The sequence below is a fragment of the Pelovirga terrestris genome, from assembly GCF_014773365.1.
Lineage (GTDB): Bacteria > Desulfobacterota > Desulfuromonadia > Desulfuromonadales > Geopsychrobacteraceae > Pelovirga > Pelovirga terrestris.
The window spans coordinates 248,613-268,551 of record NZ_JACWUN010000002.1 but is presented as its reverse complement, the minus strand read 5'-3'; the positions used below and the strand labels follow the sequence as shown (position 1 = coordinate 268,551).

20 protein-coding genes are annotated in these 19,939 nt (G+C 52.1%); 6 read left to right on the top strand and 14 right to left on the bottom strand.

Annotated features, from left to right (window positions below; all coding sequences use genetic code 11):
- Nucleotides 1-7: 7 nt before the first annotated feature.
- The 4 genes from ICT70_RS02830 to ICT70_RS02815 all read right to left on the bottom strand — a co-directional run bounded on the left by ICT70_RS02830 (nt 8) and on the right by ICT70_RS02815 (nt 2,822).
- Nucleotides 8-988 (bottom strand): beta-ketoacyl-ACP synthase III, encoded by a 981-nt coding sequence (locus ICT70_RS02830; protein ID WP_191153868.1) that lies wholly within the window; start codon nt 986-988, stop codon nt 8-10.
- 25 nt (nt 989-1,013) lie between these two features.
- Nucleotides 1,014-2,003, bottom strand: coding sequence for a phosphate acyltransferase PlsX (plsX, locus tag ICT70_RS02825; protein WP_191153867.1), 990 nt, complete (start codon nt 2,001-2,003; stop codon nt 1,014-1,016).
- Nucleotides 2,004-2,020: 17 nt separating this feature from the next.
- Nucleotides 2,021-2,203 (bottom strand): 50S ribosomal protein L32, encoded by a 183-nt coding sequence (gene rpmF, locus ICT70_RS02820; protein WP_191153866.1) that lies wholly within the window; start codon nt 2,201-2,203, stop codon nt 2,021-2,023.
- Nucleotides 2,204-2,279: 76 nt separating this feature from the next.
- A complete protein-coding gene (locus ICT70_RS02815) occupies nt 2,280-2,822 on the bottom strand; it encodes a YceD family protein (protein WP_191153865.1) in 543 nt (180 codons plus the stop codon).
- Between the two features lie 190 nt (nt 2,823-3,012).
- Between ICT70_RS02815 and mazG the strand changes: the two genes are divergently transcribed.
- Both mazG and ICT70_RS02805 read left to right on the top strand, forming a co-directional pair.
- Nucleotides 3,013-3,747: a nucleoside triphosphate pyrophosphohydrolase gene (gene mazG, locus ICT70_RS02810; protein ID WP_191153864.1), complete on the top strand. Its 735-nt coding sequence runs from the start codon at nt 3,013-3,015 to the stop codon at nt 3,745-3,747.
- A 231-nt stretch (nt 3,748-3,978) separates the two neighbouring features.
- Entirely contained in the window at nt 3,979-4,371 is a 393-nt protein-coding gene (locus ICT70_RS02805; protein ID WP_191153863.1) for an FxsA family protein, read from the top strand.
- Here the strand turns inward: ICT70_RS02805 and murJ are convergent.
- Nucleotides 4,368-5,960, bottom strand: a complete 1,593-nt coding sequence (gene murJ, locus ICT70_RS02800) for a murein biosynthesis integral membrane protein MurJ (RefSeq protein ID WP_191153862.1) — start codon at nt 5,958-5,960, stop codon at nt 4,368-4,370. The genes ICT70_RS02805 and murJ overlap by 4 nt on opposite strands.
- A 166-nt stretch (nt 5,961-6,126) precedes the next feature.
- On the opposite strand from murJ, the gene rpsT reads away from it, so the two are divergent.
- A complete protein-coding gene (gene rpsT / locus ICT70_RS02795; RefSeq protein ID WP_191153861.1) occupies nt 6,127-6,396 on the top strand; it encodes a 30S ribosomal protein S20 in 270 nt (89 codons plus the stop codon).
- Nucleotides 6,397-6,493: 97 nt separating this feature from the next.
- Here the strand turns inward: rpsT and holA are convergent, their stop codons facing one another.
- The 9 genes from holA to rnc form a co-directional block, all read right to left on the bottom strand.
- Nucleotides 6,494-7,486, bottom strand: coding sequence for a DNA polymerase III subunit delta (holA, locus tag ICT70_RS02790; protein WP_191153860.1), 993 nt, complete (start codon nt 7,484-7,486; stop codon nt 6,494-6,496).
- Between the two features lie 12 nt (nt 7,487-7,498).
- Nucleotides 7,499-7,999 (bottom strand): LPS assembly lipoprotein LptE, encoded by a 501-nt coding sequence (lptE, locus tag ICT70_RS02785; protein ID WP_191153859.1) that lies wholly within the window; start codon nt 7,997-7,999, stop codon nt 7,499-7,501.
- A complete protein-coding gene (gene leuS, locus ICT70_RS02780) occupies nt 7,999-10,557 on the bottom strand; it encodes a leucine--tRNA ligase (protein WP_191153858.1) in 2,559 nt (852 codons plus the stop codon). Before leuS ends, lptE begins: the two co-directional genes overlap by 1 nt.
- A gap of 227 nt (nt 10,558-10,784) precedes the next feature.
- A complete protein-coding gene (gene infA / locus ICT70_RS02775) occupies nt 10,785-11,003 on the bottom strand; it encodes a translation initiation factor IF-1 (RefSeq protein WP_092348240.1) in 219 nt (72 codons plus the stop codon).
- 423 nt (nt 11,004-11,426) lie between these two features.
- Nucleotides 11,427-11,798: a response regulator transcription factor gene (locus ICT70_RS02770; protein ID WP_191153857.1), complete on the bottom strand. Its 372-nt coding sequence runs from the start codon at nt 11,796-11,798 to the stop codon at nt 11,427-11,429.
- A gap of 49 nt (nt 11,799-11,847) precedes the next feature.
- Nucleotides 11,848-12,924, bottom strand: coding sequence for a DUF4388 domain-containing protein (locus ICT70_RS02765; RefSeq protein ID WP_191153856.1), 1,077 nt, complete (start codon nt 12,922-12,924; stop codon nt 11,848-11,850).
- A gap of 31 nt (nt 12,925-12,955) precedes the next feature.
- Nucleotides 12,956-14,278, bottom strand: coding sequence for a ribosome biogenesis GTPase Der (gene der, locus ICT70_RS02760; RefSeq protein ID WP_191153855.1), 1,323 nt, complete (start codon nt 14,276-14,278; stop codon nt 12,956-12,958).
- Between the two features lie 52 nt (nt 14,279-14,330).
- Complete coding sequence (gene era / locus ICT70_RS02755) at nt 14,331-15,242, bottom strand: GTPase Era (RefSeq protein WP_191153854.1); 912 nt, start codon at nt 15,240-15,242, stop codon at nt 14,331-14,333.
- A complete protein-coding gene (gene rnc / locus ICT70_RS02750; protein ID WP_191153853.1) occupies nt 15,232-15,945 on the bottom strand; it encodes a ribonuclease III in 714 nt (237 codons plus the stop codon). The genes era and rnc overlap by 11 nt, the downstream gene beginning before the upstream one ends.
- A gap of 319 nt (nt 15,946-16,264) precedes the next feature.
- Here rnc and holB point away from each other — a divergent pair, with 319 nt between their 5' ends.
- From holB to metG, 3 genes are read left to right on the top strand one after another with little or no spacing between them, the layout of a single operon-like run.
- Nucleotides 16,265-17,230, top strand: coding sequence for a DNA polymerase III subunit delta' (holB, locus tag ICT70_RS02745; protein ID WP_191153852.1), 966 nt, complete (start codon nt 16,265-16,267; stop codon nt 17,228-17,230).
- A 17-nt stretch (nt 17,231-17,247) separates the two neighbouring features.
- Entirely contained in the window at nt 17,248-18,363 is a 1,116-nt protein-coding gene (locus ICT70_RS02740; RefSeq protein WP_191153851.1) for a PSP1 domain-containing protein, read from the top strand.
- Between the two features lie 42 nt (nt 18,364-18,405).
- Complete coding sequence (gene metG / locus ICT70_RS02735) at nt 18,406-19,935, top strand: methionine--tRNA ligase (RefSeq protein ID WP_191153850.1); 1,530 nt, start codon at nt 18,406-18,408, stop codon at nt 19,933-19,935.
- The last annotated feature ends 4 nt before the right edge of the window (nt 19,936-19,939 follow it).

The window sequence follows — 19,939 nt, the reverse complement described above, 5'->3', positions numbered from 1 at the left end:
AAAAAAATCAGGCCCAGCGCAACAAGGTTGATGCCCAGGTAAAGCCACCACCAAAAGCAGCCGACAGCACCAGATCACCGGAGGCAATCAGACCCTGACGGTTAGCCTCATCCAGAGCCACCGGAATGGTAGCACTCGAGGTATTACCATATTTATGCACATTGATATAGGTCTGTTCGTCGGTTAAATGCAACCGCTTGGCGGTCGCTTCGAGAATCCGGCGATTGGCCTGGTGGGGGACGAACAACTTGACATCTGCGTGGGTAAACCCATTGGCTTCGAGGGCTTCGATGGATACCTCGGTCAGAGAGCGAACCGCAACCTTGAAAACTTCATTACCCTGCATCTTCAAAAACTGCAGACGCGAATCAACACCGGCGGTCGATGCCGGGTGCTTAGCACCAAAACCCGGCTGATAAAGAAGTTCGAGATAGTTACCATCGGAATGCAGGTGACAGGAGAGGATTCCGGCGCCATCCTCGCCGGCTTCAACCACTACCGCCCCGGCGCCATCGCCAAAAAGAACGCAGGTATTACGATCAGTCCAGTCAATCGAACGACTCAGAGTTTCAGCACCAATCACCAGTACTTTGGTGCCATGGCCACAACGAATATAATCATTGGCACAGGACAGGGCATACAAAAAACCGCTGCAGGCGGCTGACACATCATAGGCAAAAGCCTTTTTGGCACCAATTTTAGCCTGAACAATACAGGCGGTTGCCGGCCAGGGGTAATCCCCGGTAATGGTTCCAACAATGATCAGGTCGATCTGATCAGCGCTGACTCCGGCCATTTCCATGGCCCGCTCTGCGGCAATGACCGCCATATCAGAGGTGCATTCATCATCAGCAGCGATTCGTCGCTCCTCGATACCGGTACGAGCCATGATCCACTCATTGTTGGTATCAACCATTTTTTCGAGATCGAGATTGGTAAGGATCTTTTCAGGCATATAGGATCCCGTACCGGTGATGCGTGCTCTCATGCCTGTACCTCCTGGAGAAAGCCTGTCATTGCTGAAATACCGTTGCCAGTCGCTCAAAAAATCCGCTCTGGGCATATTCTCCGGCCTGGCGAATAGCGATACTCATGGCGACAGGATCGGAGCTGCCATGACACACAATCCCTGCGCCGGCAATACCAAGCAATGGCGCACCACCATATTCTGCCGGATTGATTTTATTTTTGAATGAGTTAAAAGCCGGACGGCTCAGTAAATAACCGACTCTGGCCCAGAAACGGTTCTCAATCTCGCGCTTGAGCATGGTGCCAATCGCCACGGCCAGACCTTCAGACACTTTGAGCAGCACATTACCGACAAAGCCGTCACACACAACCACATCGACTGAACCGTTATAGACATCGCCACCCTCAACGTAGCCACCATAATTCAGCGGCGCTTCTTTGAGCAACAGATGAGCTTCACGCGTTAACTCATTCCCTTTTTTTTCTTCGGCGCCGTTAGACAGCAGTCCGACCCGGGGTCTGGATTTACCCAGATGATGTTCTACATAAAGGCTTCCCATCAGGGCGAATTGATACAGGTGACTAGGCTTGCAGTCGACGTTTGCCCCCATATCAAGAACCATCGTCTGATCATTTAGATTCGGCAGGGAGGTACCGATAGCCGGGCGTTCAACGCCGTTGATACGACCACAAACCAGCATCCCGGCGGCCATAATGGCACCGGAATTGCCGGCACTGACAACGGCCGTAGCCGAGCCTGACTTGACCAGATCAAAGGCCACACGGATGGACGAGTCTTTCTTACGCCTTACCGCTGACGGTGAATCGTGCATACTGATAACGTCACTGGCATGATGGAGCTCGATGTGCAGTCCGCCGATATCATGCTTGGCTAATTCCTGCTGCACCCGAGGAGTATCACCAACCAGAATAACCTGACATCCCCAGCGGCGACATGCGCCAACAGCGCCGGCGACTTCGACTTCAGGAGAGTTGTCACCCCCCATGGCATCAACAGCTATTTTCTTCAACATGCCCGCGCCGATTCAGGTCAGATGTTATCACTGCTGATAACTTCTTTCCCTTTATAACTACCGCAACTGGAGCATACCCGATGGGGAAGCTTGGGCTCGTTGCAGTTAGGGCACGTGGAGATACCCGGGGCGTTGATGGCATCATGAGCACGACGCATATTTTTTTTGGACTTTGAGGTCTTTTTCTTTGGAACAGCCATCTTATTCTCCTTGAATGGATGACACCGGCTATTGCCGGAGTACTTTTTATTGATTACCAGTTAAAACCAACAAGCCTTAATCAGCCTTGCCTTTTAGTTTGGCCAGGGCTCCAAATTTGTTATTGAACACGTTTTTCTCACACCGACAATCCGTCATATTTAAATCAACCCCGCAAACCGGGCATAATCCCCGGCAGTCGGCAGAGCACAAGGGATGCATCGGCACCGCCAACAACAATTGTTCCTGCACCGGGATCAGCAACTCCAGACGATCCTCACCGTAAGGGATCAGTCCCAGTTCGTCAGGCTCAAGCTCCTGCTCGGTCGCCGGATCGGCTGGTTCCGTTTCCGGCACAAAGGTCAGGTCAAAATCCTCTGCCAGTGCGTACGCAAAAGTGGTCAGGCAACAACCGCAGGTTAACTCAAGGGTTGCCTGAACATGTCCGGCGACTTCGACCAGACGACCGGACTGGGTAAAGCGTAAGTGCACACCGATGGGGTCACGGTAAACACACTCACCGTTATTGGCCAACTCCAGCAGTTCCGGAAAATCGCCAACAGCACAACTGTAGTCTTGCTCCAGCTGTCCACCCTTGATATGTTTCAGTTCCAGCTGCACGATCGCCCCCAGAGCAAAGGGAACAGTATAAAGGGAGAGCCATCCATGTCAAGACAAAAGACCTGCTCTCCCCCGTATTTATGGCGCTCTTGTCTAGCCTATCCCTGACCGTTTTGCAAGATTTTTTTACTCTTTATTAACCTTTACGTTATGGCCAATCCGGTACACACCTAACAAGGATGAATGACCCATGTCAGAGACCCCAACGCAGTCCAACAGTCAGCATGATCTGTCACCTCTGGCCACCATCATGGCGACCCTGCGCGCTCCGCACGGATGCCCATGGGATCAGCAACAGACGCCTTTAAGCTTAAAAAGCTACATACTTGAAGAAGCCTACGAACTACTCGAAGCAATAGACAGTGACGATCCTGCAAGCATCTGTGATGAATTGGGGGATCTGCTCCTGCAGGTTGTTTTTCTGGCCCAGATCTACCATGAACGCCGTGCGTTCGACCTGACCACGGTGATTGAGGGAATCTGTGCCAAAATGGTGCGGCGTCATCCTCATGTTTTTGCTGACGCCGACAGCCACGGACACGCCCAGCGCTGGGAGCAGATTAAACAACAGGAACGTCTGGACAAGGGGCTCTCTCAACAACTGGCTCAGCGCCTGCCCCCTTCCCTGCCGGCACTCAAACGTACCCAGAAACTGATTAAAAAAACGGACGACCGCTCAGCCGCCGTCCGACTTCAGCAGCTTCATGCCGGGCAACAAGAACTGGAACAATGTCTGGTAAAAACATCTTCTTCCAAGCAGCATACCGAAGACATTGTCGCCCAGTTGCTTTTTGATTTGACCGGTTTGGCAGTGGCGCTTGGAATTGATGCGGAAGATCTGTTGCGCCGTAAAACAACTACGACTATTGCGGAAATGGACGGCTCAAATGCCGCTCTTACTTCGTCAAATTTGACAAATTCCTGAAATTCTGTAACTTTTGCCAACAGTCCACACCAACTGTTGAAAACTTGTGGATAGACCTGTTAATTATAACCAAAGCCTAACAACAAGCGCCCTACCCTGCGTCTTGCACATTTTTTAGTCACTTATTTTTCATATATATTTCAGCTAGTTAAAAGTTTATAGAAAATCTGAAGGACAAATACCATATGATGGTACTGAAGCATTTACTTTTTTTGATGAAAAGGCCTCTACATGTTTATAAAGCTGCTGATTCTGTTTACTTTTATCCCCATTCTGGAAATTTTCGTGCTGATCGAGGCGGGGCGGCAGATTGGCGTGATCTCTACTATCAGCCTGGTCATCCTGACCGGAATTGCCGGGGCATTTCTTGCCCGTAGCCAGGGATTCGAATTGATGATGCGCATTCAATCTGATTTACAGGCAGGACGGGTTCCGGCTGAAGAGTTGTTTGATGGGGCGATGATTCTGGCGGGGGGGGTCGTGTTACTGACCCCCGGCTTCTGTACCGACCTGATCGGTTTTATGCTCCTGACCCCGGTCACCAGAAGCCATATCAAAACATGGCTGAGACGATGGGTTGAAAAAAAAGTGGCTCGCGGGGAGATTCAGTTCCGTCGCTATTAAGAATGTTCTATTGGCTGTTTGTAGCGTCGCAATTTATTTCTGATCAGTCGCAACAACTGATGAATTTCATCAATCTTCAGCAATAGACAACTGCCGGCAAAAACCACAACGCCTGACCCCACGGCAAAGACCAGCATCAGCCCTTTATAGGCAGACGATCCGAACTGATGCCAATCAACCATCCCCAGCACCAGATACACCAACAGCGCCATCGGCAGACAAGCGATGACAATCCTGACACTCTGGGTCAGCAGCTGCCGGGTCAACCTCAGATTGAGTTTACGCTGTAACAGGGTCAGTAATACGACGGCGTTAAACAAGGAAGCAGTCGTCAGGGCCAAAGCCAATCCGACAAACCCCAGCCATTGCATCAATAAAAGACCGGCACCCAAATTGACCAGCAGTGTCCAGAACGAGACGATCACCGGTGTACGGGTATCCTGCAAGGCATAAAAGGTTTGTGCTGCAATCCGGCTGCAACCGACAAACAGCAACCCGGGAGCAAAACAGACTAACGCCAGGGCGCTGTTATCCATAGCGATCAGACCAAACTCGCCACCCAGAAAAAACAGCGAGAACACCGGTTTGGCACACAACACCAGCCCGACCATGGCCGGCAGGGTAAACAGGGCAATCAGGGTCAGGGAAAAGTTCAATGATTGCCGCATCCCCTCTTCGTCACCATCGGCGATCTGCCGGCTCATCATCGGCAGCACCGCCTGGGCGAGAGACACCACAAAAATCCCTTGAGGAAATTCAAACAGGCGCTGACCGTAATAGAGATAAGAGACACTGCCATCAGGCAGGAAAGATGCCAGTAGGCGGGATACCACAATATTGATTTGATAAATTGCCACCCCGGCAATACCCGGCAACATGAGCAGGGTGATTTTTCTCAGCTGCTCATCGTGAAAAAAACGAAAATCGGGACGCCATCGCATCCGATAACGCAGCAGGACCGGAAACTGCAACAACAGCTGCAGCACCCCGCCCAACAGAACCCCGAGAGCCAAACCGAAAATCGGACGCTGGAATAATTGTCCCAGGCTCAAAGCCCCGAAAATCATCGCCAGATTGAGTAGCAACGGCGAGAGAGAAGGGAGAAAAAAGTGGCCGCGCACATTAAGAACGCCGGTCAGTAACGCCAGCAGCGACACCAGAGCGATATAGGGAAACATGATCAGGTTGAGCTGATGAGTCAACTCCAGTTTCCCTTCCGTCTGACCAAAACCATAGCCGATCGCCTGAACAATCCATGGCGAGCAGATCAACCCCAACGCCACCACTACGATCATCACCAACAGTAAAAGGGTGGCACAACGATTAGCCAATCGCTGTGCTTCATCTTCACCACGGCGATGAAACACCTCGGAAAACACCGGGACAAAGGCCGCCGTCAGTGAGCCTTCAGCAAAAAACCGCCTGAGCAGGTTGGGAATAGTAAACGCCATAAAAAAGGCATCAGTCGCAACCCCGGCCCCAAAAAAACGCGCCACCACCATATCCCTGATCAAACCGGACACCCGGCTGATGGAGGTGGCGATCGACATCACCAGGGTCGCTCCCATAATGCGCTTGCGGCTTGACATAAATAATATTTAATCCTTTTTGCCGACTCCACAACCTACTGAAGCTACGTATTTTTTTCTGCTAAAATAAATATTTCTAACTTGACAGTCAGGATCCAGCTCCCTATGATTGCGAAACTTTCAGGCAATCACAGAGGTTATTACTAAAACCAAGGAGAACTCGTTCGTGGCAAATCACAAATCGGCACTGAAAAGAGCCAAACAAAATCTGGTGCGTAATGCACGCAACACCCATATCCGCTCAACCATGCGCACCCTGGTTAAACATGTTCGTACGGCCGTCACCGCCGGTGACGCTGATGCTGCCAACGCTGCACTGGCCAAAGCCATTCCTTACATTTCCCGCAGCGCCGCCAAGGGCATTATTCATAAATCCACTGCCAGCCGCAAAGTTTCGCGCCTGACAAAGCTGGTCAACAGTCTGGCACAGGGGTAATTTTCAGCGAGCCTTGGCGGCTCAACGACTGTCACCCTCATAATATTAAAAAAAACCCGCTGAACATTCCCAGCCTGGGATCGACGTGCGGGTTTTTTTATTTGTCACGCATCAGACGAATCACCATCAATTCAAGCAGTGCCCCAGCATCACCGCCACTGGATTTCATCGCCAGATCGGTCTCAATAAACAACGCGTAGGCGGCCATAAAATGACGACGGGAGAAGCGTCGTGCCTGTTCCAACAGACGCTGAACAACAAAGGGGGGGCGGGCGACCTGCCTGGCAATTTCGGCCGCAGCACACCGCTGGTTATCCAGGGCTCTGATTTTCCACAGCAGGCGATAATGACCGGTGATCAGATTCAGCACCAGCAGTGGTGGTTCCGATGCCGCGGCAAAGCGGCGCACCAGGGTCAGGGCACGAACCAGATCGCCCTTGGCTATGGCCTCTCCGAGCACAAAAACATTCTCACTGCGACCGCGTGAGATGATGGCTTCGACATCGTCCACCCCAATATCCCGGCGCGACCCGAGGTACAATACCAGTTTATCTAACTCACCCTCGATCTCATGCAGGCTATTACTGACCAGTGAACAGAACAGGTCGAGGCCATCCCTGCTGATACTGATACCACGCTGCTGCATTGCCCGGCGGACAACATCGGGAAGCTCGCGATCTGTCAGGGGGTCAAATTTGAGAACGACCCCCTTCTTTTTAAACAGCTGGAAAAACTTGCGGCGACTGTCGATTTTATCAGCGATCATCAACAGGCAGGTTTGCTCAAGCGGGTGTTCGAGATAGGCGCTGAACTTATCCTGATCTGCAGCAGCCAGCAGCTGAACATCCTTAACAGTGACCAGCTTACGCGAAGCGAAGACGGGATAGGTAGAGGCAGCGTCCAGAATTTCTTCAACTCGCGCGCTCTTGGCGTGGAACTGATGGTCGTTGAAATCATCCCTGGTGGTGCCAAAAATGGCAGAACGGATACGTTGGTGGGCCTGGTTCAGCAGATAGTCTTCTTCACCATAAAGTAAAATAAGCGCAGGGGGTTCGACCTCAAGCTGACGATAAAAATCCTCAAGTCGCATCAGCTGGTCATGCTAAAAGTCGTCGAGCAGACGAGAAAAGAGTTCTTCGGCCAGCCGCCGCGCCAACTCATCCTGGGCCCGGCGCTCGTCGTCCCCTTGCAGCATTTTATCAGCAGCGGCGTCATATTCGGTCTGCCAACGCACCGTACCATCCCACAATAACCTCTGGTTATCGATACCCTGCAAGCGAACGGCAACAACCATGCCGGCCCGATACTTACTGATCTGATCTCCCTGTTGATAGGCAATAGAACTGCTGTCATAAGAAAGAATACGGCCGCTCAGCTCCGCTTGGGCGTCTTCGATGGGAACAAGCCGAATATTGGGATGGCCGGAAAAGATATCGATCACTTCTGTTGTCAGGCGGTTTTCCAGTAAGGGTTCGCGGGACAGATTATCAAACATCGCCACATGAATACGCTCAACCCCACCAGGCAATGACCCGCCCTGACCGGGAAAATGGTAACCGCAGCCCCCCAAGAGCAAAACCACCATCAGTAGCAACAGGGGCATCAGGAGACCACCACGTTGACCAGACGGCCGGCAACCACAATCACCTTGCGCACCTGCTTACCTTCGATATAGCGCTGCACATTGGCTTCGTTTAGGGCCTCTTGTTCAATCAGTGTCCGTTCGGCCGTAGCCGCCACCTGGATTTTTCCTCGCACTTTACCATTGACCTGAACAACCAGATTGATGATGTCTGACTTAAGGGCCTCCTCGTTCCAGCTCGGCCAACCACTGGCCTCGACGCTCTGTTGATGCCCGAGGGCTTGCCACAGTTCTTCGCAGATGTGAGGAACAAACGGGTTTAATAAACGTACCACGGCCTCCAGGGCCTCTTTCAGGACAGTTGCTTCCCGGCGGCGCTCCGGCAGGGCATAAATGGCATTCACCAATTCCATGACTGCGGCAATGGCGGTATTAAAATGAAAGCGTCCGTCAATATCTTCGGTGACCTTTTTAATCGTCTGATGGGTCTTGCGGCGCAGCTCCATTGCCGCTTCGGATGACGACTCTGACATTGTACCAGCCTGTTTAAGATCGTCCAGACTGTCGCTCACGGCGCGCCAGACCCGACCAAGAAAACGTGCGCACCCTTCTACCCCCTGTTCATTCCATTCCAAATCTTTTTCCGGCGGTGCGGCAAACAGGGAGAACAGACGGGCAGTATCGGCCCCATAGGTATCGATCAGTTGATTGGGATCAATCACGTTCTTCTTTGACTTGCTCATCTTTTCGGTGCGACCTGCCTCCACCGTCCTGCCGCAGGTGCTGCATTTGCCTTCAATCACCTGTTCGGGGTAGAGCCAGCCGTGTTCGGAACAACGCTGGGTCTCCTTGCAGACCATCCCCTGGGTAAGAAGATTGGTAAAGGGTTCGTCAACATCAAGCAGCCCTAAATCACGCAACACCTTGGTGAAAAAACGCGCATAGAGCAGATGCATCACAGCATGCTCGATCCCCCCGATATACTGATCGACCGGCAACCAGTAGTTGACCGCATCGCGGTCAAGAGGAGCCTCATCGTGCTGCGGACAGGCATAGCGGGCAAAATACCAGGAGCTTTCCACAAAGGTATCAAAGGTATCGGTTTCACGGCGTGCCGGTTTGCCGCAGGTTGGGCAATCGACCTTGACAAAGGATTGATGACGCGCCAGGGGCGATCCTCCGGCACCGGTTAATTCGACATCGGTAGGCAACAGCACCGGCAACTGCTGTTCCGGAACCGGGACGGTGCCGCACTGGTCACAGTAGATCACCGGGATCGGGGTACCCCAGTAACGCTGACGGGAAACCCCCCAGTCTCGCAAGCGGTAGTTGAGGGTCTGCCGGCCACTGTCCTGCCCGGCCAAAAAGGTAGCGATGCGATCTTTGGCCGTTTCGTTGTCGAGGCCGTCAAACGCGCCGGAATTCACCAGGACACCGCTGCCGGCATGAGCCTCGGTCATGGACGGGGCGTGCAGCTCTTCGCCTTCGGGTTGAATCACCACAATGACCGGCAAATCATATTGACGGGCAAACTCAAAATCACGCTGATCGTGGGCGGGAACCGCCATCACGGCGCCGGTACCATAGTCCATCAAAACAAAATTGGCCAAATAGACAGGAAGGCTGCGTCCGTCCGCCGGATTGATACAGTAGGACCCGGTAAATACCCCCTTTTTTTCTACTTCACCACTGACGCGGTCGGTCTTTTCCTGGCGCGCCACCTCGCTAATAAAAGCCTCGACCTGCGACCGCTGCTCATTAGTCACCAACGCATCAACCAGCGGATGCTCCGGTGCCAGGCTCATAAAGGTCGCGCCAAACAGGGTGTCAGGCCGGGTCGTAAAAACCTTGATCTGCTCTTTACGATCGGCGACCGGAAAAATGATTTCACAACCATAGCTCTTGCCGATCCAGTTACGCTGCATGGCCAGCACCCGCTCGGGCCAGCCACTTAATTTGTCTGTTCCCTCAAGCAGCTCATCGGCATAATCGGTTATCTTGAAGAACCACTGCTCCAGTTGCTTCTGAGCAACAGTCTGGGAGCAACGCCAGCAACGTCCGTCTTCCACCTGCTCATTGGCAAGCACCGTCTGACAATCCTCACACCAGTTGACTGACGAGGTTTTCTTATAGGCCAGGCCACGCTCCAGCATTTTCAGAAAAATCAACTGTTCCCAGCGATAATAAGCGGGATCACAGGTGGCAAACTCGCGCTCCCAATCGTAGGACAAGCCGATCCGTTGCAACTGTTTACGCATATTATCGATATTTTCATAGGTCCATTTGGCCGGATGAATGCCATGCTCGATAGCGGCGTTTTCCGCCGGCATACCGAAAGCATCCCAGCCCATCGGATGGAGCACATTGTACCCCTGCATCCTTTTGAAGCGAGCCACAACATCGCCGATAGCGTAGTTACGTACATGCCCCATATGAATGCGGCCGGATGGGTACGGAAACATTTCGAGCAGATAAAATTTGTCTTTACTGCTGTGCTGATCCGCCCGAAAGGTTTTCTGTTGATCCCAGTATTCCTGCCATTTTGTTTCAATCCGATCCGGGCTGTACTGGCTTTCCATATCACCTCCGACACATCATTAGTGTCACGTTGATGTTCTCTGATGTTAAAAACTCTGAATTCTATCGTCTCAAATTCTGTAGTCAGTTTTTTCGATTCCAGATGCACGAAAACCGGCTGTAGCCGGCATCGTCGTAAATCAGGTTTATGCGTTGCAGTGGGGGTATCCGGCGCGGACAGGGGATCTTCGAGACCAGCATAAACTCACTGGCAACCGACAAGGCAAAATTACTTGGCCCGGTAAGTGATCCGTCCACGGGTAAGATCATAAGGTGAGAGCTCAACCGTAACCCGGTCGCCCGGCAGAATACGGATATAGTACTTTCGCATTTTTCCTGAAATGTGCGCAAGAACAACGTGATCATTATCGAGCTTGACCCGGAACATGGCGTTCGGCAAAGGTTCTACTACTGTTCCTTCTACTTCTATCGCTTCTTCTTTAGCCAATGGAGCCTCCTGCCCACTTTACGTTGATAAATTAGAGAATGGCGACTTATTGCACGTTAATCACGGAGTGTCAAGCCCCTGTCGGCACAGCAACGATCGTTACATAACCACCTGTCAGGAAAATATACCGGCAGCCTGATTGCGCCCCAGACCATCGGTACCCTGTGCCGAACCAAAAGTCGCAACCATGGTACCTGATTCAGACGCGTCAGGGGACGGCCGGGCCAATATTGCTCAACGCCGGCCATTACCCAAAAGAACGAACAACGGCACCATTATTGGTATCTGTTCAGCACCGGGACGGGAATCCAAGGTCAAGGGACGCGCGTGTTTCCCGATGGATCATGGATCCAAAGGCTCTGCCCATGGATAGCGCTGAATCGTTACAATTATTCATAGAAATCATGACATGACAAGGAATCATTAGGCAGGATTCAACAGTTTTTCAATTGAGGCAATCACCATGGACGACTTGAATGGCTTGGTAATATACAGTTCAGCACCCACCTGTTTGCCCCGCGCCATGTCTTCCGGAGATTTTTTAGCCGTCAGCAGGATCACAGGAATATGGCACGTCTGCGGTGAGTCTTTAATCTGCCGGCAGACGTCAAACCCGTCCATCTCCGGCAACATGATGTCAAGCAGAACCAGATCAGGCGGATTTTCAGCAACCGCCTTGAGAGCTGCAATTCCGGTCGTAACCCCCTGAACATGAAAACCCTTGGTCGTTAATAGAATACTCTCAAGCTTTAACAAACTCTCTTCATCTTCAACGATCAGAATTTTTTTCTGCATGCCGTCCTCCTCATTTAAAAAACCTCAATGATTCACAGTATACCATCTTTTAAAGCGCTGTTTCCGGTTGCAGTAACTTCTCCATAACGATACCGGCCTGCGACAAAAAAACGGCAAAAGCATCAAAAGCCAGAGCGTCATCAGATCGATGAAAACCATCCCCATACAACAGGGCCACGACGCGCCCGCCACTGACTAAAGGAGCCACCAGGACATCATCCGGAACCCGCCCCAACACCACAGCTAGACGTTGCTTGGCCACAGCACAGTTGAGGGCCCCGCGCACCAGGGTCCGTCGTCTGGTCGCCTCGGCAAAAAGGGAATCAGGGCTGATGTCAACATGTAGCCGGCGTACCAATGAATCAGCGTGATGACCGTTACTGGTCAGGCCGAACTGACCCAAACCGACTAATCGCGAACCACGCACATCGAGGATAATGGCACGTCGCAACAATTCACTGGCATAGCGTAAGATCAGTAAAACAATTCCGCCACCCAACTCAGGGTCCTGCAATTCTGCCAACATACCGCGCAACAGGGTGATACGTCCTCGATCCTGGCGATGTTGCAGTTCAGAGAGTCTGGCGTCAAGCTGTTCATCATTGAGAGTCACATTGGTACTAGCTGCTTCGAGCAGTTGCATCTTGACCGCCAACCGCTGTGGACTCAATCCTTTTTCAAGGATCAGATCGAAGGGGTTGAGTTGAGCGCTACCATAGGGATCAACCTTCTCAATGTTGAAACTGAACGCGCCCTCTTGCCAACGGCAGAAATCGACAACGATCTGCTCTATCTGGTCACCAACCACCTGCTCGATGTCATGAGCAGCCAATTTGTACAGGTAGCTGATAATGACCCCCAACGGCTGATGCTTGCGTAACCGCTGCTGAAATGTCAGCGCCTGTTCCATCTGCGACAGGGAAATCAGCTGACGCTCGCACAATAAAGTGCCAAGGCCCTGAGGAAAAAGGCTGGAACTGGCGCGCACCACCTGACCGTCATAAAAACTGATACTGCCGTGATTTTGCCCACTGTTCAGCATCAGTGTCCCGGATTTCTTGCCAAGACTGATCAACTGTAAAATGGAGCAGATATTCAGATCTTCGAGGCGTCCCTGCAAGCTCATAACGACAACAATTCACTACCAAAAGATAGGGTTAATGGGTCTCTTTGCCGCGTCCGCGAAACTGCAGGCGCAGCGGCACCTTGTCAAAACCGAACTTTTCTCTGAAGCAGTTTACCAGATAGCGCTCATAGGAAAAGTGGACATCGTCGGGCCGATTGCTGAACAGGACAAATGTTGGCGGACGCACAGCACTCTGGGTTGCATAATAAAACTTCAGCCGCTGACCGCGCACCAGTGACGGTGGATGCTTGGCCAGGAATTCTTCCAGCCCCTGATTGATCTGACCCGTAGTTATCCGGCGATTAAACTGCTCGGCGACCTCGGCAACCAGCGGCATGATCTTGTTAATTCGTTGCCCGGTGAGCGCCGAGACAAACAACAGCGGCGCAAAGGGCAGGAATTTACAGCGCCGCCGTACCTCTTCGACAAAGCGGGCCATGGTGTGATTTTCTTTTTCCGGCACATCCCATTTATTGACCAGCAGAACCACCGCCCGCCCCTTTTCATAGGCATAGCCTGCAATGGTCAGATCCTGATCGGTAATCCCCTCAACCGCATCAATCACCATCAACACCACATGGGCACGATCCATCGCTTTCAAGGCATGGATAGCACTGAATTTTTCCAGCGCCTCACTGACCTTGCCTTTGCGCCGGATACCGGCGGTATCAATCAGCACGTAGCGTTGCTGATCAAACATGAAGGGGGTGTCGATACTGTCTCTGGTGGTACCGGCTACCGGATTGGCAACCACCCGCTCATAGCCGAGCATGCGGTTCACCAGGGATGACTTGCCGACATTGGGGCGACCGATCAAGGCCAGCCGCACCTCGGTTTCGACTTCAGCGACAGCAGCCTGCTCGGGGAGTAAGGCCTCCAGGGCATCGATCAACTCACCAATCCCGCGACCATGTTCGGCCGATAAAGGAATAAAGGCATCCATCCCCAGACGATAAAAATCGACAGTTCCCGCTTCCTGCTTGTCACCATCAACCTTGTTGACAACAAAAAGCACCGGTTTTTCAGTGCGCCGCAACATAGCGGCAATTTCCCTATCTGCCGGCGTCAGGCCATCCCGCGCATCAAGCAGAAAAACAATGATATCAGCCTCTTCAACTGCCACTTGCGACTGTTCACGCATCTGACAAAGCAGCTGATCAGCGGTTTGCGGCTCGAAACCGCCGGTGTCGACCAGCAGAAAAGGTTTATCATAGCGGGTAATCTCAGCGTAATGACGATCTCGGGTGACCCCGGGAAAATCTTCAACGATGGCCTTGCGTTGACCCAGCAGACGGTTAAACAGGGTGGATTTCCCGACATTGGGGCGACCGACAATGGCAACAGTTTTGAGCATAAATGTTCATTCAACTTTCACGAGATAAAATAGGACGGCGATCCGTCTATAGCTAACGGTTACTGTAGCCAAGTTCGCGCAACATCCGTTCACTCTGACTCCAGTTTTTATCTACCCGCACAAACAGTTCCAGAAACACCCGGACACCAAGCAGACGCTCGATGTCCTGACGCGCCTGCTGACCAAGGCGTTTGATCATCTGGCCGCCCTTACCGACAATAATCTTTTTGTGGCTGTCGCGTTCAACATGAATCGTCGCCTGGATAACCACCAGGTTCTTTTCCGGCTTTTCCTCGAACTGCTCTACTTTGACCCCGACGCCGTAAGGAATTTCATCGCTGGTCTGGCGCATGATTTTTTCGCGTATCATCTCCGCCGCGATGAAACGCTCGGGCAGATCAGTGACCTGGTCTTCAGGATAATAGGGTGGGCCGGGGGGCAGCATGCCGGTTACCGCCTGTAATAATTCCGGCACCCCATCACCGCTGATCGCTGACAATGGGATAATCTGGGCAAATTCAAAGGCATTGCTGAACTGCCTGATCTGTTCCAGCAACAAGGGCGGGGCAATTTGATCGATTTTGTTGATAATCAGAAAAACCGGGGTATTTAAGGGTGTTAACAGGCCAAAGATCGACTCATCAGCGGGGCCGGGACGAGTTCCGGCTTCTACCAGAAGAAGGATCAGATCAACATCTGAACAGGCACCTACCGCCTGGTCTACCATAAACCGGTTGAGTTTGCCTTGTGGCCGATGAATACCGGGGGTATCCAGAAAAAGAACCTGCGCCTGCGAAGTATTATGAATACCCAATATCCGGTTGCGCGTCGTCTGGGGTTTGTTCGAGGTAATGGCAATTTTCTGTCCAAGAATCTGGTTTAACAGGGTGGACTTGCCGACATTGGGTCGCCCGACAAGAGCGACAAATCCCGAGACAAATGGCGGGTTGAGATCATCGGTCATCAACAGCTACTCCTTTAAGTAACGGATGGTCAAGTGCTGCTGCTGCTGCCTGCTGTTCTGCACTTTTTTTGCTGGAACCGCGGCCCCGCCCCAAAATCCGGTTGTTAAAATGAACCTCCATAAAAAAAACCTTGTCATGTTCCGGTCCTTCAATCTGTGACAGGCGATACTCAGGCAACTTGTTATAATGAGCTTGCAGGCGCTCCTGCAAGCAGGTCTTATGATCACTGCCGTAGCGCAAGCGGGCTGACGCATCAATGGCCGCGGCAAAACTCTTTTCAACAATCTGACAGACGGTAGCAAAACCCCCATCCCGGAATACGGCGCCAAGCAGTGCCTCAAGGGCATCGGACAACAGACTGGGCTTATTGAAACCCTGATTATTCACCTCTCCCCGTCCCAGGCGCAGGCAGGAACCGAGATCAAGTCCCCGGGCAATCTCTGCCAATCCTTTCTCACAGACAACCTCAGCACGAATTCTGGTCAACCCCCCCTCAGGGATATCAGGGAAAAGGCGATACACCAGATCACTGACAGCCAACTCAAGCACGGCATCGCCAAGAAATTCAAGGCGCTCGTTGTGTGCCACGCATTCCGGCTGTTCATTACTGAACGATTTATGGGTCAATGCCTGGACAATCAGATTGAAATCAGTAAAGGTGTAACCGAGCTTTTGCTGTAACTGGGTATAGTTATCTTCCACTTTAACTCCGTAAAAAACCAATAATTGACGCAGTATAGACAAATCATCGAGATAGCACAATTTCTTTTGAGCCCCGGCAACAATCGGTATCCTGTTGAAATTTTTACTTTTATGGTCATCAAGGGAGGCGGTAACGAGCTATTGTCATGTTACAGGGATAGAACTTGAAAACTTGCGGCACGTGAACCATAATGCCCCTCCCTGATTTTAAGTGCTAAATCACTGAAACCTGTTTAACCCAGGATCCCTGACCCGATACTGCACGGCAGTAATAGCTCGGTATCAGGTCCAACAAGAAAGCATGACAGCAGGAATGAATGTGGACTCCATTGTAGGCCATCAGCAGCAGATCAGGATATTAAATGCTGCCATCGAGCACAATCGTGTTGCCCACGCTTACCTTTTTGATGGGCCTGACGGCATCGGCAAGAAACTTGTTGCGCAAATCTTTGCCCGTAATTTTCTGTGCGAGTCAGCTAACGGCTGTGGTCTTTGTGCGTCGTGCAGTCAAATGGCAGCCCACACCCACCCTGATTTTTTCACCCTGGAGCCTGATGGAACAGCGATTAAAATCGACCAGATCCGTGCCCTGCAACCACAACTGGTGCTGCGTTCCTTTGCTGGTCGGGGGAAGGTGTGCCTGATTGACAGTGCGGAACTGATGACCCATGAAGCTGCCAACGCCCTGCTGAAAACCCTTGAAGAGCCTACTGCCGGAACCCTGATCATATTGATCAGCAGCCGTCCCGACAGTCTGCTATCGACGATTCGTTCGCGCTGTCAACGGGTACGTTTTAACCGCCTGCCAAGTCGTGAGCTTGCCCGCCACCTTGAAAAAGCACTCACCATCAGCGCTGCAGAGGCCAAGGTACTGGCGGCGGTTGCAGATGGTAGTTTTGAAAAAGCGCTGGGCCAGCACCAGGATCTCTACCTGAAAAAACGTGCCGGACTGATTCAATCCTTGTCAGCCCTGTCGCCAACAAGTAGTATTCAAACGTTCGAACTGGCGCAAGCCCTTAAGGCCGAAAAAGATACTATCGATGAGATCCTTAACCTGTTCGATGTTTTTTTTCGTGATCTGCTGCTTGTTCAACATGGTCAAGCAGAAGATCAGCTGATCAACCAGGATCTGTTGCCTCTGATTCAACAGCAAAGTCGCCAACTGTCAACCCCGCAAGTGATGGATAAACTCGAAGCCGTGGCAAGAGCGCGCCGTTATTTGAGCCGCAATGTTAATCTGCATCTGACGTTGGATCATATGCTGATGCAGATTGCCCACGCCTGAACTTACTAGGGACACCTATGACCCAAACGCTAAAGCTTGTCAGTGTATCTTTTCACTGTGCAGGAAAAATATTTGATTTTGACGCTCGCGACCTGCAACTGTCATCCGGTGACAAAGTCATTGTTGAAACCGAGCGCGGTCGTGCGCTTGGAACAGTGGTCAACAGCCCGCGTGAGACGCCTCCCGCTGATGCACCGCCTAAACTCAAATCCGTTCTGCGCCTTGCTACTGAAGCTGATCTGGCCATGGCCACCAGTAACGACGAAAAAGAAAAAGAAGCTATTGCTTATTGTCGAGCGCGCATTCGTGAACGTGGACTCGACATGAAGCTGGTCCGGGCGGAATACCTGTTTGACGGCTCTAAAGTCCTTTTCTACTTCACCGCTGAAGGCCGGATCGATTTTCGTGATCTGGTCCGCGATCTGGCCCAGCAACTGCGCACCCGCATTGAAATGCGCCAGATCGGGGTGCGCGATGAAGCCAAACTGGTCGGAGGCCTCGGCGTGTGTGGCCGGGAACTCTGTTGCAGCAGCTACCTGCGCGACTTTGCCCCGGTTTCGGTAAAAATGGCTAAAGCTCAAGGACTGGCTCTTAATCCAACCAAAATTTCAGGTCAATGTGGCCGACTGCTGTGTTGCCTTGCCTACGAATATGAAAATTACCACGAGATGCGCAAAAAACTGCCTAAACTCGGCAAAAAAGTCACCTTGACGACGGGCCCGGCTGAAGTTATCTCTCTTGATATCATGCAACAGTTAGTCACCCTCTCCTGCCCTGGCGGTGAACGCTGCCGCATGCAGATTGAAGCGCTCCAGCATGAGATTGCCCTCGCGGCGAAACCCCAACCGGCAGCCAGCCCGGAGACGCCACCCCAGGCGACAGAAAAACCGCAATCGGTCCAGGAAAATCAGCCGGCAAAAAAAACCAGGAGTCAGGCGCGCCGCGCCCGTCAGCGGCGGGAGCCAACAACCCAAGAGACAACCCAATCGACATCAGCACCGACAGCTGCTGCGCCTAAGCAGGCGGCACCACCCCGGAATGAAGAGTCACCCCAGGATAAGCCGGCAAAAAAGCGGCGGCGCCCCAGACGACGGTCAAACCGCCCCAAAAATCCGGACAAGACGACTAGCTGATCAACAGGATAATAACCCTCTTCCTCGCGGGAGCGACAACTAATGGAAAAGACCTTCTACGTTACGACACCGATCTATTACGTAAATGATGTTCCGCACATCGGCCATGCCTATACCACCCTGGCCTGTGACGTAATGGCCCGCTATAAACGTTCCCGTGGCTATCAGGTGGCTTTTTTAACCGGGACGGATGAGCATGGGCAAAAAGTGGAAGCGGCAGCCAAGACCAATGGCGAGACCCCGCTTGAGCTGGCTGATCGGGTGGTCAAGCGTTTTCAGGCGCTCTGGGATAAACTCAATATTTCCCATACCGATTTTATCCGTACCACCCAGGAGCGGCATAAACACACGGTTCAGGAACAATTTAAAACCATTGAGGCCAAGGGGGATATCTACCTCGGCGAATACGAGGACTGGTACTGCACCCCCTGCGAGACCTTCTGGACCGAGACCCAGATGATTAACGGCAACTGCCCTGACTGTGGTCGTGCAACCACCAAACTCAAGGAAGAATCCTATTTTTTCCGCATGAGTAAATATCAGGAGCAACTGCTGGCCCATATCGAGGCCAACCCCGACTTCATTCAACCCAAATCACGGCGCAACGAAATTCTAAGCTTTGTTCGTGAAGGTCTGCGGGACCTGTCGATTTCCCGCACCTCTTTTTCCTGGGGGATCCCGGTACCGGGCAACGAGAAGCACGTTATTTATGTGTGGTTTGATGCCCTCACCAACTATATCTCCGCTTTGGGTTATCCCGAGGATCAGAATCAGCTGTTTGCCACCTTCTGGCCGGCTGTGCATGTTATTGGCAAGGACATCCTGCGCTTTCATACCGTCTACTGGCCAACCTTTCTGATGGCCGCCGGTCTTCCTCTACCGCAGCAGATTTTTGCCCACGGCTGGTGGACGGTTGAAGGACAGAAAATGAGCAAGAGTCTGCGCAATGTGGTTGAACCCCATATGCTGGCTGATACCTACGGGGTCGACACCATTCGCTACTTTTTATTGCGCGAGGTCCCCTTCGGACTGGACGGTGATTTTTCCCACAGCGCCCTGATCGGCCGTATCAACTCCGACCTGGCTAACGATCTCGGTAATCTGGTCAGCCGTTCCACCGCCATGCTTGGAAAGTATTTCGGTGGCACATTGCCACAAGCCGACGTGGCTGAAGCCATCGATGACAGGTTTGTCGATATATTCAGCGAAACCGTCCGCAAATCTGATGCGCTGCTCAACGAAATGGCCTTCAACAAGGCATTGATTGTCATCTGGGAACTGATTTCAGCCGGCAACAAATATATCGACGATACCGCCCCCTGGACCCTGGCTAAAGATCCGTCACAACAACAGCGGTTGGGCACCGTCATGTATAATCTGATCGATTCCTTACGGGTAATTGCGTTGCTCATTACCCCGTTCATGCCCGAGACCGCCGAAAAGATTCTGACGCTGCTTGGACGCGAGACCAGTTCTCTGCACACCGAGGAGTTTGATTTTTCCGTGCGCCTGACAGCGGGTACCACTATTGATAAAGCTACACCGATGTTTCCACGCATTGAAACCCAGTAACATT

Coding starts and splice junctions, on each gene's coding strand:
- plsX (WP_191153867.1), bottom strand. CDS start 2,003: ATGTTGAAGAAAATAGCTGTTGATGCCATGGGGGGTGACAACTCTCCT.
- ICT70_RS02805 (WP_191153863.1), top strand. CDS start 3,979: ATGTTTATAAAGCTGCTGATTCTGTTTACTTTTATCCCCATTCTGGAA.
- lptE (WP_191153859.1), bottom strand. CDS start 7,999: ATGCCCCTGTTGCTACTGATGGTGGTTTTGCTCTTGGGGGGCTGCGGT.
- leuS (WP_191153858.1), bottom strand. CDS start 10,557: ATGGAAAGCCAGTACAGCCCGGATCGGATTGAAACAAAATGGCAGGAA.
- holA (WP_191153860.1), bottom strand. CDS start 7,486: ATGCGACTTGAGGATTTTTATCGTCAGCTTGAGGTCGAACCCCCTGCG.
- ICT70_RS02770 (WP_191153857.1), bottom strand. CDS start 11,798: ATGCAGAAAAAAATTCTGATCGTTGAAGATGAAGAGAGTTTGTTAAAG.
- era (WP_191153854.1), bottom strand. CDS start 15,242: ATGACCGATGATCTCAACCCGCCATTTGTCTCGGGATTTGTCGCTCTT.
- metG (WP_191153850.1), top strand. CDS start 18,406: ATGGAAAAGACCTTCTACGTTACGACACCGATCTATTACGTAAATGAT.
- rpmF (WP_191153866.1), bottom strand. CDS start 2,203: ATGGCTGTTCCAAAGAAAAAGACCTCAAAGTCCAAAAAAAATATGCGT.
- ICT70_RS02830 (WP_191153868.1), bottom strand. CDS start 988: ATGAGAGCACGCATCACCGGTACGGGATCCTATATGCCTGAAAAGATC.
- ICT70_RS02740 (WP_191153851.1), top strand. CDS start 17,248: ATGACCCAAACGCTAAAGCTTGTCAGTGTATCTTTTCACTGTGCAGGA.
- mazG (WP_191153864.1), top strand. CDS start 3,013: ATGTCAGAGACCCCAACGCAGTCCAACAGTCAGCATGATCTGTCACCT.
- murJ (WP_191153862.1), bottom strand. CDS start 5,960: ATGTCAAGCCGCAAGCGCATTATGGGAGCGACCCTGGTGATGTCGATC.
- der (WP_191153855.1), bottom strand. CDS start 14,278: ATGCTCAAAACTGTTGCCATTGTCGGTCGCCCCAATGTCGGGAAATCC.
- ICT70_RS02765 (WP_191153856.1), bottom strand. CDS start 12,924: ATGAGCTTGCAGGGACGCCTCGAAGATCTGAATATCTGCTCCATTTTA.